Origin of the sequence: Gordonia jacobaea (assembly GCF_965344965.1) — a bacterium.
Classification (GTDB): domain Bacteria; phylum Actinomycetota; class Actinomycetes; order Mycobacteriales; family Mycobacteriaceae; genus Gordonia; species Gordonia jacobaea.
In genome coordinates this window covers 367,956-383,752 of sequence record NZ_CBDRLS010000003.1, presented here as the reverse complement: position 1 = coordinate 383,752, position 15,797 = coordinate 367,956, and the positions used below count along the sequence as shown (strand labels likewise).

Below are 15,797 nucleotides of genomic sequence, written 5' to 3'. Positions count from 1 at the left end.
TGGCGTGGCTATCCCGACGATCACCCCGTACCAGATTCCCGACGGACCGTTCCCGCAGCGCGTCGACTGGAAGTTGGAACCCTCGCGCGCCGCACTGCTGATCCACGACATGCAGAACTACTTCATCGACGCCTACGATACGCAGGCCGAACCGATGGCGACCGCGCTCCCGAACATGGTCGCCATCCGTGCGGCAGCCACCGCCGCGGGCATACCCGTCGTCTACACGGCGCAGCCCGGCGATCAACACCCCTCGCGTCGAGGAATCCTGGCCGACTTCTGGGGCCGCGGACTCGATTCCGGCCGTGACGAGCACATCATTCCCGCACTGGCTCCTCGCCAGGGCGACATCACCGTCACCAAGTGGCGGTACTCGGGATTTCAGCGCACCGATCTGAGACACCTGTTGGCACGGCACGGGCGTGATCAGCTCATCGTGATCGGCGTGTACGCCCATATGGGGTGCATGATCAGCGCAACCGAGGCGTTCATGATGGACGTCGAGCCGTTCTTTGTTGCCGACGCCGTCGCCGACTTCACGCGCGACGAGCACACGATGGCGTGCGAGTACGTCGGCAAGCGTGCGGGACGGGTCCTCACCACCGACGACGTTGTCGACGCGCTGCAGAAAGGCGCAACGTCAGAATCGGACACCCCCGCGCGCGGGGCGCGCAGCCATGCCTGATTCTGCGCTGCTTCAACCTGGGTCGCTCGCGGGAACACGTGCGGTGGTCACCGGCGCCGCGGGGGGTATCGGGGCAGCCGTCACCGCGTTGCTGCGCGCACACGGATCCTCAGTCGACGCGTGGGATCTGGTGCACGACAACGGTATCCGTCGTGTCGATGTGACGGATCGGCAGGCGGTCGGTGAAGCGTGGAGGACGGCGACGCAGCCGGGCCCCGTCGATATCGTCATCTCGGCCGCCGGAGTGATGTCCGACGACTGGGATACCTGCATGGCCGTGAACGCGGGTGGGGTGCGCAATCTGCTCGACGTCTCACTCGACGACCTCACCGCGCGACGGAGCGGATCCGTCGTGGTCGTCTCGAGCAACGCGGGAGCCACCCCGCGATCGGGCCTGGCCGCGTACGGCGCATCCAAAGCCGCCGCGACGTCGTACGCACGCAGTCTCGGACTTCGGGTCGCGCCGTACGGTGTCCGCGTCAACATCGTCTCCCCCGGTTCCACCGACACGCCGATGCTGCGGGGAATGTGGACCGACAACGCTGACCGCGACCGGGTACTCGCCGGGGAACCAGACGCCTATCGACTCGGAATACCGTTGGGACGCATAGCAAGTCCCGAAGATGTTGCATCGACAGTGGTATTCCTCGCGTCGAACGCCGCACGCCACATCACCATGCACGACCTTCGCGTCGACGGAGGTGCGACGTTGGACATGTGATGTGCGATGTACCGTCCGAAACTGACATACCCGACACAGACGATTGGATTGAAGTGAAGAAAACGCGCGCGACGCGGGCACTCGCGGTTCTGCTGACAGCAGGACTCATCGGTTTCCTGGCCGCATGCTCGTCCTCGGAGGACGACGCATCGTCGTCGTCATCGGAATCGTTCGCCCCCGTGACGATCGACCACGAGTTCGGCAGCACCACGATCGACAAGAAGCCGACCAAGGTGGTCAGCCTGATCACCGACTGGACCGACACCCTTGCGGCGCTGGATATCCCGATCACCGCTGAGTTCGTTCCGCAGGGCACCCCGAGCTTCGAGTGGACGCCCAAGCACGACTCCGAGGTGATCCAGGTTGCAGACATCTCGCAGGTCAGCGTCGGCGAGATCGCCAAGTACCAACCGGATCTGATCCTGGCAGGCTATGTCGGCGACAAGAGCCGCTACGACAAGCTGGCTGAGATCGCACCGACGATCCCCGTCCTGACCAAGGGCGCGACGGTCGATACGTGGGAGAAGATCGCCACCACCACCGGGCAGATCTTCGGCAAGCAGCAGCAGGCAACCGAACTCGTCGACTCGACGAACAAGAAGATCTCCGACTTCAAGGCGAAGTACCCCGCGGCCGTCGGCAAGACGTTCACCTTCGCACAGGTCGGTCCGACCGGCCAGGTCGGTGCGATCAACACCACCGACGATGCCGCCGCAGGTCTGATCGCCCAGCTCGGTTTCACCCTGAACCCGAAGGTCGCAGCGGAGCACAAGGAGGGTTCGACGCGCTCGCTCATCTCTGCCGAGCGAATCGACCTGCTCGACTCGGATCTGCTCGTTGTCTACACCCCGGGCGGCGATCCCGCTGTCGCAGAGCGTGTTCCGGGTTGGTCGTCGCTGCCCGCGGTCCAGAAGGGCACCGTGGTGTTCCTCGACGACAAGACGCAGCCCGCATTCAGCGTGCCCAGCGCACCGTCGGTCGGATTCGTGATCAACACCCTCGATCCCGTGGCCGCCAAGTTCTGAGGCCTGCGCCGGGGAGAGAAACCCACCACAAAGACTGCGTCCCGCTCACCGATTCCTCGGTGAGCGGGACGCAGTCTTTGTAGATCGTTGTAGCGCTGACGCGCTGCGATCAGGCCGTCGGCCAGCGGAGCCCTTCGGACCATGCCAGCGCGTTCGTTTCCGCGTAGACACCGACGCCGTGGCCGGCCTGGTAGGTCCGCAGATCGACATTGACGCCGTTCGCCTTCGCGCGGTCAACCCACCGCTGTGTCAGCGGCGCGAATGCCACCGGATCGAGTGCGCCCTGCTGGAGCAGAATCGGTGCTGGATAACCCTTTTCGGGGACGTACGTCACCGAGCGCAAAGCCGGGATCAGCGGACCCTCGTTGAACGGCTTCGCAACGAGTTGCCCGACGGTCATCCCCTTTGTCGCGCGACCCTGATTCGGGTAGCACAGCGTCTGCGCGTCTTTCACGACCTTGCGCCCCTGCGGGGTCAGGTAGGAATCGACGTCCACATCGGGTCGCGCGACCTTGAGTCCCGCGAGCACGTACGAGAAGTAGGTGACGTAGTCGGGCACCTCGACCGGCGGAACACCCGGTCGGATCGCCGAGAAGTAGTCGGCGATGTCGACGGGCGGTGAGGTCGCGGCGACACCGACATTGGTCAACTCGGGAGCGTACGACGGCGTGAGATGACCCGCCCACAACGCGGCGTGTCCACCCTGCGAACCACCCGTGGACACAAAGCCCTTCGAGGTCTGCACTCCGGTGAACTGTGGGGTCACGACGCGCGCCGCGCGAACGGAATCGAGGATGTTCTTGCCTGCGATGTCGCCGTCGAGGTAGGCGTGCACACCGGGGCCGCCGATACCCGCGTACTCGGTCGCCGCGATGACATAGCCCTTCTTGAGCCACGGACCAAGCCAGGAGTCGTAGCGCCCCTGATGCCCCATGCGGTCGGTGACGGTGCAGTCGTCGCCGAGGCCCGCGGTGCCGTGACCGTAGGCCAGGACGCGATAGCCATCCTTCGGTGCGGCGACCGCGGGAATCATGATCGTGGCACGCACGGGCACGAGCGTGCCGTCACTCTGCGGCGAAAGGTAGGTCACGGCAACAACTTTGCCCGCACCTGCGACCTTCGCGTCCGGCCTGTCGGTGATGTCCTCGGCGCTGAGCACCGTGCCCGCGGTGGCAGGCGCTGCAGCAGCGGGGGTTGCGGTGAGCGTGGGCACCAACCCGATCACCACCGCGACGAGTACGGATACCACCGACCCAAGCATCGCGGCGAAACGACGCCGCGGGATCCTGGCCAGAGAACGCATGAGACCGCCTTCCTTACAGACACGGCGCCCGACATTAGGCGACCCTAAGCAACGTAGCAGGTCATCTGGGTCTCGCCGTCGATGGCCCTTCGGTCACCGACGATCGAAGGAGGCGAGGATTTCCTGCGCAGCCAGGGCGGGCGTCAGGTCGCCGGATCCGACACGCGCTTCGACGTCACTGCGGATCCCGGCGACCTCCGGGCTGGCCGCCAGGCGATTGAGCAACTCGTCGCGCACCATCGTCCACGTCCAGTCGATCTGCTGGCGGCTGCGCCTGGCGTCGAACTCGCCCGCGTCGACCAGCACGGAATGATGGCGCTCGACGGCCCGCCAGAAGTCCTCGACGCCGGTGTTCTCGAGTGCGCTCATCGTCAGGACGGGTGGCACCCACAGCGCGTCGTGCGGATAGATCAACTTGAGCGCGTTCTTCAGTTCGCGCGCAGCCCCTTTGGCCTCGGTGAGATGCGAGCCGTCGGCCTTGTTCACCACGATGACGTCGGCGAGTTCGAGCACGCCCTTCTTGATGCCCTGCAGCGAATCGCCTGTCCGCGCGAGGGTGAGGAACGTGAAGGTATCGACCATGTTGGCGACGGTCACCTCCGACTGACCGACGCCGACCGTCTCGACGAGCACGACGTCGAATCCGGCGGCCTCGACGAGCACGATGCTCTCGCGGGTTGCCTTCGCGACGCCACCGAGCGTGCCCGACGTCGGAGACGGGCGGATGTAGGCGTCGGGGTGCACAGCCAGCGTGCCCATGCGTGTCTTGTCGCCGAGTATCGAACCACCCGTACGCGTCGACGATGGGTCGACTGCCAGCACCGCGACGCGGTGGCCCTGCTCGATGAGGTGCATCCCGAGCGCTTCGATCGTCGTCGACTTGCCGACGCCGGGCACGCCGGTGATCCCCACGCGAAACGACTTCCCGGCATGCGGGGTGAGCGCCAACAGCAACTCCTGTGCCGCCGCACGGTGGTCCGGTCGCGTTGACTCGACCAATGTGATCGCCCTCGCGAGATCGGCGCGACGATCACCGAGCACACCGTCGGTCAGCGCCTGAACATCAACCCGACGTTGCACTCCCATTAACCGGCAGCCACCTCTGGCAACTCGATGTCGAGGCTGCTTGCGAGCTTGGAGATCAACTCGACGGCGGAATCGGCGATCACGCTGCCGGGCGGGAAGATGGCGGCTGCACCTGCCTCGTAGAGCTCGTCGAAATCGCCCGGCGGAATGACGCCGCCGACGACGATCATGATGTCCTCGCGACCGACGTCGGCCAACGCCTGACGCAGCGCAGGTACCAGGGTGAGGTGACCCGCCGCCAACGATGACACCCCGACGACGTGGACGTCGTTGTCGGCAGCCTGCGCGGCGACCTCTTCCGGCGTGGCGAACAGCGGGCCGACGTCGACGTCGAAGCCGAGGTCGGCGAAGGCGGTCGCGATCACCTTTTGTCCGCGATCGTGGCCGTCCTGACCCATTTTCGCGACGAGCACGCGGGGTCGTCGACCCTCCGCCTCCGCGAAACGTCGAACGATGTCGGTCGCCGCGTCGATGTTGCTCACGTCGCCTGCCTCATGCCGGTACACCCCGCTGATGGTCTTGATCTGCGCCTGATGGCGACCATAGACCTTTTCCAGGGCGGCCGAGATCTCACCGACGGTCGCCTGATGACGTGCCGCCTCGATCGCGAGCGCCATCAGGTTGTTGTCCAGACCGCCCGAGGTGTCGGTCGACGCCGCGGCGCGGGTGAGATCGGCAAGTGCAGCATCGACCGCGGCCTGATCGCGTTGTGTCCGAAGCCTTTTCAGCTTCTCGAGCTGCTCGGCCCGCACCTTGGAGTTCTCGACCTTGAGGACCTCGATCTCCTCGTCGTCGTCGACTCGGTACTTGTTCACGCCGATCAGTGGTTGCTGCCCGGAGTCGATGCGCGCCTGTGTGCGGGCGGCGGCCTCCTCGATGCGGAGTTTCGGCAGACCCTCGTTGATGGCCTGCGTCATGCCGCCGGTCTCCTCGACCTCAGCGATATGGCGACGAGCCTTGTCGGCGAGTTGCGCGGTGAGCCACTCGACGTAATTCGACCCCGCCCACGGGTCGATGGGACGCGTGGTGCCCGACTCCTGTTGGAGCAGTAGCTGCGTGTTGCGGGCGATCCTGGCCGAGAAGTCGGTCGGCAGAGCGATGGCCTCGTCGAGCGCGTTGGTGTGCAACGACTGCGTGTGCCCCTGCGTCGCAGCCATTGCCTCGACGCAGGTACGTGCCACGTTGTTGAAGACGTCCTGCGCAGTCAGCGACCATCCGGAGGTCTGCGAATGTGTGCGCAGCGACAGCGATTTCGGATTCTTCGGGCTGAACTGCGCCACCAGCTCACTCCACAGCAGCCGTGCGGCACGAAGCTTGGCGACCTCCATGAAGAAGTTCATGCCGATGCCCCAGAAGAACGAGAGTCGGGGCGCGAACTTGTCGATGTCGAGGCCGGCCTCGATGCCTGCACGGATGTACTCGACGCCGTCGGCAAGCGTGTAGGCGAGCTCGAGATCGGCTGTCGCTCCGGCCTCCTGGATGTGATAGCCGGAGATCGATATCGAGTTGAACTTCGGCATCTTCGCGCTGGTGTAGGCGAAGATGTCGGAGATGATCCGCATGGAGGGCTTGGGCGGATAGATGTAGGTGTTGCGGACCATGAACTCTTTGAGGATGTCGTTCTGGATGGTCCCGGCCAACTTCTCCGGCGGCACGCCCTGCTCTTCGGCGGCAACGACATACAACGCCAGGATGGGCAGCACGGCGCCGTTCATCGTCATCGACACCGAGACTGCGCCCAGGTCGATGCCGTCGAAGAGCTGGCGCATGTCGAGGATCGAGTCGATCGCGACACCCGCCATTCCCACGTCACCCGCGACGCGCGGGTGGTCGGAGTCGTAGCCGCGGTGGGTTGCGAGGTCGAAGGCGACCGACAAACCCTTCTGCCCGGCCGCCAGATTCCGTCGGTAGAAGGCGTTCGATTCCGCGGCCGTCGAGAAGCCCGCGTACTGACGAATCGTCCACGGCTGGTTCACGTACATCGTGGGGTATGGCCCCCGGATGAAGGGTGCGGCGCCGGGGATGGAGTCGAGCGGATAGGGGTGCTCGGCGTCGCGGGTGACGGCGTCGCGGTCGGCCCGGGTGTAGATGGGCTTGACGTCGATCTGTTCGGGTGTGCTCCAGACGACCTGCTCGGTCGTGTAGCCATTCGCCGCTGCGAGCGTGTCGATCGCACCGGCGACATCCGACGACCCCGCGGTGGCCGCGAAATCGCCTGCGCCGTCGAGATCGACGTCGGCGAAACTACCGATGGTTCCCGCCTGCTGTGTGCCCGTCTGCTGCGTACCCGCCTGCTGTGTTTCGGTCATGCCGAGGCTCCCGAGGTGTTCGACCCGGCCGGGGTCGATGTGGTCAGCGTGTCAAAGAGATCGTTCAGGGTGGCGACGGCGTCGATACCGACACGGAGCGACCCGTCGGGCTTCGCCTGCCCTTCGGATTCGGTTGCAGGCCACTCCTTTTCAGGACCGGCGAGAAGCACATTGCCGATCCCGGCCGCACGTGCCGCCGCAAGTGCGGCAGGCCCGTCGTCGGCATAGCGCTGCTTGGTTCCACAGATGACCGCGATCGGGGTGTTCGCCGCTGTTGCCAGGTCGGCGATGTCGTCGGCGGTCACCGGCCCGGGGTTGATGACCGCGATACCGCCTGCGGCGAGGAGATTCGCCACGAAAGTGGTACGACCGTTGTGTTCTGCGACGCTCCCGAGCGGCAGCAGCAGCACCGTCGGACGACGTCCGGTGTCGGCGAGCACGGCGTCGGATCGGTCGCGCAATTCCTCGAATGCACGTCCCACCCGTGCGAGCCGCGGACCGCCGGTCACGAGGGCGGTTGCGTCTGCGGTGTCGGGGCCGAGCGGTTTCTCGTCGAGGTTGGGGAATTCGCTCACGCCGGTGACCGGCTTACGCCGGTGCGCCACCTCGACGTCGCGTCGTGCCAGGGATTCGCCGATACGGTCGGCGACCCAGCCCGACGAGAGTGCGGCGCGGTAGCCCCCGGCTGATTCGATGTCGGTGAAGACCGCCCACGCGTTGGATGCGAGGTCGTCGGTGAGGCTTTCGACAAACCACGAGCCGCCCGCAGGGTCGAGGACGCGGCCGACATTGGACTCCTCGAGAAGCAACAGTTGGGTGTTGCGGGCGATGCGTCGGGTGAACGTCGACCCCGACGTACGCTTCGACGCAGGCAGCGCGGCATCGTAGGGCAGGACGCTGACCTGGTCGGCGCCACCGACACCCGCACCGAATGCCGCAACCGTGCTGCGCAGCATGTTCACCCAGGGATCCCGCTGGGAGTACATCGAGAGTGCTGTCACCGCGTGGGTGAGCGCACCACCGACCTCCGGCGCGCCGACGACACCGGCGACGCGCGCCCAGATCTTACGCAGCGCACGCAGTTTCGCGATGGATGCGAACTGGTCGTCGTCTACCGACACACCGAACGACACCTGGGTCAACGCCTGCGCCGGGGTCAATCCGGCGTCGGTGAGGTCACGCAGATGTGTGAGGGCCGCGCCGACGATGAGCGCGATCTCGAGGCCGTTGTCGGCGCCCGCGGTGGCAAAGTCGGCACCGTCGACGCGGAACGTACGCAGGGCGGGGTCGGGATTCGAGACTGCCAGCGCCGTGGCCTGCGCCGCGTCCACGGTCGGTCGGCCGCTGTACGCCGCAGTCAGCGGCGAGAGTCCCAGCGAATGCGTGGTGCCGACGGTGGGCGCGGTGGTCACCGGCGGCTCCGGCGCGCCCGCACGTATCGCAGCGAATGCCTGGGCCGCCGCGATTCCATCGGCCCCGGCGTCGAGCGTCACCGGCGCGAGATCGAGATAGACGCCGTCGAGCACCGTGGCGAGGTCATCGGCTGCCACGGCCCCGCCGACCGCGATCCACAGGCCGCTGGTGCCGTTGTTCATCGCCTCGAGGATCTCGGTGTTGACCGCCGCTGCGTCGACCGTCGGGTCGTCGCCGAATCGTTCGGTGACTCGCCAACCGGCCGTCACATCGCGCGCGGGATCTGCACCTCGGACGAAGGGAAACGCCCCGGGCAGTCCGGGCTCGGGGGTTTCGTCCTTGCGGGTGTAGAGCGGCCGAACCGTGAGGCCGTCGGCTGTCGAGGTCGACAGCAGGGCTTCCGGAGTATCGGGAAGGTCGGCGACGTCGACACGTCGCGACTTGGCGAGCACCGCAGCCGCCGACTCCGACCAGTGTTGGTAGGCCTCGTCGAGTGCCGGGTCTGACTGCACAGGCTGATCATTCATGTGGTCTGGCTAACCTCCGTGATGCTCCTGTTGGGCGCGTAACCGAACCTTAGCCGATCGTTCGCTCGGTCGGGTAAGCGCTCCATGGAAGCAGTTCGCCACAAGGGACGACGAGTAGAGTTACCCGGTGCCCTCAGAGACCGTGACCCCGACGCCTACACAGGATGTCGGAGACCGTGCGGCACGCAGGCGTCTGGTCCGCAACGCGGTCATCGCGTTCATAGCGGTGTGCGCTGTGCTGGTCACGTCGTATCTGGTGCCCGTCCCGACGGTCGCGAGCGTCCGTAGTTGGGGCGAGGACCTCGGACCGGGGTTCGTCTGGGTCTTCTTCCTCGCGTACGCGCTCGTCACCGTGTTTCCCATCCCCCGCACCGTGTTCACGGTGTCCGCGGGCGTGCTGTTCGGGCCCGTCGTCGGACTCATCGGCGCACTGATCTCGACAGCGGTGGCCGCAACGCTCGGATTTCTGCTTGCGCGGTGGGCAGGGCGCGATCGGGTCACGCCTTTCCTGAGCCGTCCGGTTGTCATGACGATCGACGCAAGGCTTGCTGCACGCGGGTGGCTGGCGATCGGATCGCTGCGATTGATCCCGATCTGTCCGTTCTGGTTGTTGAACTGGTGCGCCGGGCTCTCGTCCGTGCGGCTTCTCCCCTACCTGATCGCGTCGGTCATCGCGTCTGCGCCGGGCACCGTCGCGGTGGTCCTGCTCGGCAACGCTCTGACCGGCGAGCGCAATCCTCTGCTCATGCTCTTGAGCGCGACCTTCTTCGCCGTCGGGGTCATCGGACTGATCGTCGACGTCCGACTACCGGTACGCGAGCAGTCGACCACTGCGTGAGCGCGGCCTCACTCGGTTCGCAGCGCCTCATCGTCGGCCGTCGTCGCGGGAGACGCGGTGTCGGCCAACTCGTTCGCGGCGGGCTGGGGCTCGGCGTACGGCAGCGACGACCGCACGGGACGCGCAGTCACCTCGGGGGCGACGGGCTTGCGCGCAACGGCCTCGGCCTCTGCTACCGCCTGCGCCACCTTGGGATCTGATGCGAGAGAGAACCAGTCCTCGGTCTCGGCGTCGTCGACCTCCGGGGCCGATTCGTCGTGGTTGGGCTCGTACCGGAACACGCCGTCATCACCCTGCTGAGCGAACGACCTCGCGAATCCCTGCAGCGCCGAGCCGAAATCGGTGGGGAGCACCCAGACCTTGTTCGCCTCACCCTTGGCCATCTCCGGAATCTGCTGCAGGTACTGGTAGGCGAGAACCTCGGGCGTCGGCTTGCTCGACTTCACCGCAGCAAAGGTCTTCTCGATTGCCTTGGCCTCGCCTTGCGCCTGCAGGTAGACCGCCGCGCGATCGCCCTGGGCGCGCAGAATGCGTGACTGCCGGTCGGCCTCCGCGCCGAGAATCGCAGCCTGCTTGGCGCCCTCCGCCGCGAGGATCTGGCTCTGCTTGTTACCTTCGGCCGTCTTGATCGCCGACTCACGCTGGCCCTCGGCGGCGAGAATCGTCGCGCGCTTCTCCCGGTCGGCCTTCATCTGCTTCTCCATCGACTCCTGGATCGACGGGGGCGGCATGATCGACTTCAGTTCGACGCGAGCCACTCGCAAGCCCCACCTGCCGGTCGCCTCGTCGAGGACACCACGCAGCTGCCCGTTGATCGAGTCACGAGAGGTCAGCGTCTCTTCGAGAGTCATGCCACCGACGACGTTGCGCAACGTGGTGATGGTGAGCTGCTCGACACCCGCGATGTAGTCGTCGATCTCGTAGACCGCCGACCGCGGGTTGGTCACCTGGAAGTACACGACTGTGTCGATCGACAGGGTCAGGTTGTCCTCGGTGATCACCGGCTGCGGCGGAAACGACACGACACGTTCACGGATGTCGACCCGTGCGCGAATGCGATCGATGAACGGCAGCAGGAGCGTCAACTGACCGGAGACGGTTCGCGTGTAGCGACCGAGCCGTTCGATCACCGCCGCCTCGGCCTGCGGAATCAGTGCTACCGATTTCGCCAGGACCACCACAACGAGGAGCACCAGCAGGATCACCACGGCCAAGCCGATGTATTCCATTGCCATTCATCCCTTCCAGACGACAGCGGTCGCGCCGTCGATCTGCACGATCGTCACATGTTCACCCGGCTCGATGGTCTCGGCCGGGTCCATCGACCGCGCCGACCAGATCTCGCCGCCGATCTTCACCCGACCGTCAGTGCCGTCGATCTGCTCGGTCACTATTCCCTGCTTGCCCTCCAACGCCTCGGTGTTGGTGAGCACGCGCGGTCGACTCAACATGTGGCGCTTGGCAACCGGCCGCACGACGGCGACCAGCAGGATGGACACCACGGCGAAGACGACCCCGTCGACCCATATCGGTGGATCGAACGCGACGTCGACACCCGCGGTGGCGAACGCACCACCTGCGAGCATGAGAAGGACGAGATCGCCACTGAAGATCTCTCCGATCAGCAGCACGATCGCGGCGGCAAGCCAGATCAGTGCGCTCATATATTCATTGTGCCAGAACGAATCCGACAAACCCGACGACGAGCAGAAACTGTGCCGTCTGGTCAGTCGTCGCCGGGCGTGAGCGTCACGAAGTCGATCAGCTCTTCGACCGACCGCAACAGCGGAACCTCGAGATCACGAAAGTCGTTGACTCCGGCCAGAACTCGACGCCAGCCGTCCTGCGGTGTGCCCCATCGAAGTCGTGCACAGATGCCGGTCTTCCAGTCCTCACCACGCGGAACATCAGGCCACTTCGCGATCCGTACCGATGACGGCTTCACCGCCTGCCAGACGTCGATATAGGGATGTCCGCACACCAGAACGTTCTCGCCGACGTCCGCGGTCAGTCGCTCCTCCTTGGATCCCGCGACGAGATGATCGACCAGAACGCCGACGCGGCGATGCGGTGCCGGACCGAACTCCGCCAACGCGGATTCGAGATTGTCGAGTCCGTCGAGACTCTCCACGACGACACCTTCGGCACGGAGGTCGGCGCCCCACACACGCTCGATGAGGGTGGCGTCGTGCACACCCTCGACAAACAATCGACTCGCTCTGGCTTGCCGTGCACGTTGTTGCGGTAGCGCCCGCGATCCGGATGCGGTGCGCGACGCGGCCTGCGGACCGCGGGTCCGCGGACGTACGAGCGTCACCGGCTTGCCGTCGATGAGAAACGCCCCCGGCAGCATCAGGAACACGCGCGATCGTCCGTGACGGTCCTCGAGTCGCACCAGGTCGCCGGAGTAGCTCTTCTCGAGTCCGATGACGGCACCACAGAAGCCCGTCGCGGCGTCCTCGACAACCAGGTCACGTTCGGCCGCCACCTCGGGAGGCCTCGGCTTGGCCCGGCGCGGCGTCGCCAGCACGTCTCGTCCATATCGATCGTCGCTCACTCCGGACACGCTAAGGGCAGACCCGACGCGCTGCGTGTCGCCACGCCGGGCACCTCCATGACGTGTCGGTGTCGATGCGAGCGGCGCGGCGCGGCGTGAGTCGATGCGCGCAGCGCGCATGAGCCGCCATCGGTATCGTGATTCCTCGTGACCAGTACCGACCACACCGTGACGCGAGCGTGGCCAGCATGCGCGCTCGGCGGCTGGGCCGCGGCGTGGCTGGCGGGCCGATGCTCACCCGACGACGTGGCCGACACACTCGCGATCTTCGCCGATCACCACGCGGTCGACGACCACACCGACCACCCGCGCGTCGGCGACGACGGCGTTCTCGGACTCCTCTCGCTCCTACGCGGTGCCACGGCGATGTCGGTGCGTCTACCGTCAGCGGGCGACCCCCACGGTCTGCCCCCCGGACCTGCCACGTCTGCGTGCTTCGCAGCCGGCGAAGTCCTGCTTGTCGACGACGAGATCGGAAAGCGCGCAGGCCCCCTCGCGCTCGTCCCCGACCTCGACGCCGACGTATGCCGGTGGTCTGTGTACCGCTACTCCGCCCCGCTGCCCGCAGACCCGTCGGCACCCGTCGGAGAAGTGGAATATCAACTGCGCCAATCGGTGTCGGAGGCGGCGGCCCTGGCGACCCGGGTCGGCTCGCGTGCGGGCAACCCTCCCGCCGACCTGCGCGGCTCCGTCCGCGCGCTCACGCTGCGCAATCAGGTCGACCTACCGCCCCACGACGACACCCGTGCGAGCAGAGTGATCGATACCGCCGCTCAGATCGAGGCGATCGTGACCGTCGCCGGTCGAGGTGACGTCACCTTCGGCGCGACGTCGAACGAATTGCATTCCGGCGACGGCGAATTACGACGCCTGGTCTCGCTTGCCCGCGCCGCTCGCGGCGCCGCGGTCAATCGGGTCATCTCCGAGTACGTACCGACGATCCCGTAAAGCCGTCGTCAGCGTCGGCGTGCCTCGATGAGGTGACGTGTGGAGTGGGCGACGAACGGCCCCTCCCGCTGGATCTGCTCGTGTAGTTCGTGAAGCCGGCCCCTATATCCGTCCACCGTGAATCCGGGGACCCACCACACAATCTTTCTCAGGAGATAGATCACCGCGGCGACGTCGAAGATCTCGATGCGGAGTCGGGCCGTGCGAAGATCGACGACCCCGAGCACGCGCGTAACCCCACGGAGGGCGTTCCTCGGTTGCACGTCCGTCCAACCACGAGAAATCCCAACCCGACACGTCGGCGGCCGCGCCGTCGGCCACGAGGTCGGTGAACGACGTCGCGACCGCATCGTCGTCTACCTCCGACCCCACTGCTAGGCCCGCTGGGGTCGGCGCACCGGGACGCAGCAGTTCGGGCGGCACGTCGCACCGTTGTCGGCGCACCCGAGTGCCCGCAGGTCACCCCCGCCGTCGGCGTAGCGGTCGATGAGGTCGGCGATCATCGTGATGAAACGCGGATCGGTTCCCACGCTGTCGGCACGCGCGTACTCCATCCCGAGTTTCTCGGCGACTTCCGCGGCCTCGTTGTCGAGGTCCCACACCACCTCGAGGTGATCGGAAATGAATCCGACGGGACTCACCACCACTCTGGAAACGCCTGCCGCAGAGAGCGATTCGAGGTGGTCGCAAATGTCGGGCTCGAGCCACGGGATCTGTGGCGGGCCAGACCTCGACTGCCAAACCTGATCGACATCGGAGTGTGCAGCACCCTCGAGCGCCCCGGCGACGGCATTCGACGCCGCGCGCACCTGCCGTGAGTAGAGCCGACCGCCACCGGCTGCGATGCCCTCACCATTCGTGGTGTCGCCGGTGCGCTCGGCGGTTTCGTCGACGGGCCCCGACGCCGCGTCAGCCGACATCGGTACGGAATGCGCGGTGAAGACGAGATGAGTGGGCGTGTCCGAAGCGGGCAGCGAAGCCACCGCGCGACGCACCGCGTCGGCGCCGGCGTCGACGAAAGACGGCTCGGCCCAGTACTGCGGGAGCTTCCGAAGCAACAACGGGTCGTCAGCCGAAGCGGGGACGCGGGCGGCGAGTGCGTCGAGGGCGCGCGCGATGTCCTCGTGATACTGACGGCATCCCGAGTAACCGCCCCAGGCGGAGGTCGGGAACACGAGCACCCGCCGATGACCGTCGGCGTACATCTGCTCAACGGTGTCCTCGACCATCGGCTCCCAGTTGCGGTTGCCGAAGTAGACCGGAAGGTCGCGTCCCCGTCGCGCGAGTTCGGCACGCAACGACTCGATCATGTCCAGGTTCAGTCGATTGATCGGCGACACCCCACCGAAGTGGTAGTAATGCTCGGCGACGGCCTCCAGTCGCTCACGCGGGATGCCTCGACCGCGCGTGACGTTCTCGAGGAATGGCATCACCTCGTCGGGCCCGTTGGGTCCGCCGAACGAGAGGAACAGCACGGCGTCAAATGCCGTGCTGTTCTGCGTGCTCGAGCTCTGCGAAGTCACTCGCTGAGGAAGTTCTCCGGGAACCAGGTGTTGTGGCTGGCTCCGCCGTCGACGTACACGATCGAGCCCGTTGTGCCGGGCAGCCAATCGCTGAGCAGGGTGCACACACTCTTACCGACCACTACCGGGTCGTTGACGTCCCAACCGATGGGCGACGCGCCGTCCCAGTAGGTGTTGAGCATGGTGAGCTTCTTGGCGTCGTCGGTAGCCGTACCCGAAATCGCCTTGGCTGCAAGCGTTTTGATCGGGCCGGCGGCGACGAGGTTGGAACGGATCTTCTTCGCGTAGCCGACCTCGCGCGCCACGTAGCGGTTGACCGACTCGAGTGCGGCCTTCGCAACGCCCATCCAGTTGTAGTCCGGCAGCGCGGTCCGCGGGTCGAAGTCCATGCCCACGATCGAGCCACCCTCGTTCATCACAGGCAGCGCCGCGCGAGCCAGCGATGCATAGCTCCACGCCGAGATCTCGAACGACTTCGCGACGTCGGGACCAGGACCGTCGAGGAAGGGCACGGCGTCGGGGCCCATCAGCGTCTTCGGTGCGAACGCGATCGAGTGCACGAGACCGTCGACCCCCTCGGGCGCGAGTTCGCGCACCTTGTCGGCGAGTTCGCCGAGGCTCTGCTCATCGGTGACGTCGAGCGGAATAGCGGGCGGCACCTCCTGCGGGAGTCGCTTCGCGATGCGGTCGATCAGTCGCAGACGCTCGGGGATGCCGGTGATGATCACCTTCGCGCCCTGCTCCTGCGCGACCTTGGCCGTGCTGAACGCGATCGACGCGTCGGTGATGATGCCGGTGATGAGGACGGTCTTTCCGTCCAGGATTCCGCTCACAGTGCTGGGCTCCTCTGCGGGTAGGCGTG

General features: G+C 66.2%; 14 protein-coding genes and 1 pseudogene. 5 read left to right on the top strand and 10 right to left on the bottom strand.

From position 1 onward, the window contains the following. Positions 1-4 precede the first annotated feature (4 nt). From ACRVY7_RS12585 to ACRVY7_RS12575, 3 genes are read left to right on the top strand one after another with little or no spacing between them, the layout of a single operon-like run. Positions 5-685, top strand: coding sequence for an isochorismatase family protein (locus ACRVY7_RS12585; protein WP_049697338.1), 681 nt, complete (start codon positions 5-7; stop codon positions 683-685). Then, positions 678-1,406, top strand: coding sequence for an SDR family oxidoreductase (locus tag ACRVY7_RS12580; RefSeq protein ID WP_431817277.1), 729 nt, complete (start codon positions 678-680; stop codon positions 1,404-1,406). Before ACRVY7_RS12585 ends, ACRVY7_RS12580 begins: the two co-directional genes overlap by 8 nt. A 53-nt stretch (positions 1,407-1,459) precedes the next feature. Continuing rightward, entirely contained in the window at positions 1,460-2,431 is a 972-nt protein-coding gene (locus tag ACRVY7_RS12575; RefSeq protein ID WP_049697525.1) for an ABC transporter substrate-binding protein, read from the top strand. Positions 2,432-2,540: 109 nt separating this feature from the next. Here the strand turns inward: ACRVY7_RS12575 and ACRVY7_RS12570 are convergent, their stop codons facing one another. From ACRVY7_RS12570 to ACRVY7_RS12555, 4 genes are all read right to left on the bottom strand, one after another. Continuing rightward, complete coding sequence (locus tag ACRVY7_RS12570; RefSeq protein ID WP_064870755.1) at positions 2,541-3,734, bottom strand: lipase family protein; 1,194 nt, start codon at positions 3,732-3,734, stop codon at positions 2,541-2,543. A 93-nt stretch (positions 3,735-3,827) separates the two neighbouring features. Beyond that, entirely contained in the window at positions 3,828-4,820 is a 993-nt protein-coding gene (meaB, locus tag ACRVY7_RS12565; protein WP_431817276.1) for a methylmalonyl Co-A mutase-associated GTPase MeaB, read from the bottom strand. Continuing rightward, positions 4,820-7,129 carry a methylmalonyl-CoA mutase gene (gene scpA / locus ACRVY7_RS12560; RefSeq protein ID WP_431817275.1) on the bottom strand — a complete coding sequence of 770 codons (2,310 nt, stop codon included), beginning with the start codon at positions 7,127-7,129 and terminating at the stop codon, positions 4,820-4,822. The genes meaB and scpA overlap by 1 nt, the downstream gene beginning before the upstream one ends. Next, positions 7,126-9,069 (bottom strand): methylmalonyl-CoA mutase family protein, encoded by a 1,944-nt coding sequence (locus ACRVY7_RS12555; RefSeq protein WP_431817274.1) that lies wholly within the window; start codon positions 9,067-9,069, stop codon positions 7,126-7,128. The genes scpA and ACRVY7_RS12555 overlap by 4 nt, the downstream gene beginning before the upstream one ends. Positions 9,070-9,196: 127 nt before the next feature. Between ACRVY7_RS12555 and ACRVY7_RS12550 the strand changes: the two genes are divergently transcribed. Further along, positions 9,197-9,907, top strand: a complete 711-nt coding sequence (locus ACRVY7_RS12550) for a TVP38/TMEM64 family protein (protein WP_431817273.1) — start codon at positions 9,197-9,199, stop codon at positions 9,905-9,907. Positions 9,908-9,915: 8 nt separating this feature from the next. Here the strand turns inward: ACRVY7_RS12550 and ACRVY7_RS12545 are convergent, their stop codons facing one another. The 3 genes from ACRVY7_RS12545 to ACRVY7_RS12535 all read right to left on the bottom strand — a co-directional run bounded on the left by ACRVY7_RS12545 (position 9,916) and on the right by ACRVY7_RS12535 (position 12,464). Next, positions 9,916-11,142: an SPFH domain-containing protein gene (locus ACRVY7_RS12545; RefSeq protein WP_049697331.1), complete on the bottom strand. Its 1,227-nt coding sequence runs from the start codon at positions 11,140-11,142 to the stop codon at positions 9,916-9,918. Continuing rightward, positions 11,143-11,571 (bottom strand): NfeD family protein, encoded by a 429-nt coding sequence (locus tag ACRVY7_RS12540; protein ID WP_431817272.1) that lies wholly within the window; start codon positions 11,569-11,571, stop codon positions 11,143-11,145. It lies immediately after the preceding gene. A gap of 62 nt (positions 11,572-11,633) precedes the next feature. Further along, positions 11,634-12,464: a DUF3097 domain-containing protein gene (locus ACRVY7_RS12535; RefSeq protein ID WP_431817271.1), complete on the bottom strand. Its 831-nt coding sequence runs from the start codon at positions 12,462-12,464 to the stop codon at positions 11,634-11,636. A gap of 147 nt (positions 12,465-12,611) precedes the next feature. On the opposite strand from ACRVY7_RS12535, the gene ACRVY7_RS12530 reads away from it, so the two are divergent. Next, positions 12,612-13,412 (top strand): Rv1486c family protein, encoded by an 801-nt coding sequence (locus ACRVY7_RS12530; protein ID WP_431817270.1) that lies wholly within the window; start codon positions 12,612-12,614, stop codon positions 13,410-13,412. An 8-nt stretch (positions 13,413-13,420) separates the two neighbouring features. On the opposite strand, the pseudogene ACRVY7_RS12525 reads toward ACRVY7_RS12530, so the two are convergent. The 3 genes and pseudogenes from ACRVY7_RS12525 to inhA form a co-directional block, all read right to left on the bottom strand. Continuing rightward, positions 13,421-13,636, bottom strand: a pseudogene (locus ACRVY7_RS12525) (SAM-dependent methyltransferase); the annotation flags it as partial. A 150-nt stretch (positions 13,637-13,786) separates the two neighbouring features. Then, positions 13,787-14,935: a ferrochelatase gene (locus tag ACRVY7_RS12520; protein ID WP_431817269.1), complete on the bottom strand. Its 1,149-nt coding sequence runs from the start codon at positions 14,933-14,935 to the stop codon at positions 13,787-13,789. Beyond that, positions 14,932-15,768, bottom strand: a complete 837-nt coding sequence (inhA, locus tag ACRVY7_RS12515) for an NADH-dependent enoyl-ACP reductase InhA (RefSeq protein ID WP_005202835.1) — start codon at positions 15,766-15,768, stop codon at positions 14,932-14,934. Before inhA ends, ACRVY7_RS12520 begins: the two co-directional genes overlap by 4 nt. Positions 15,769-15,797 lie beyond the last annotated feature (29 nt).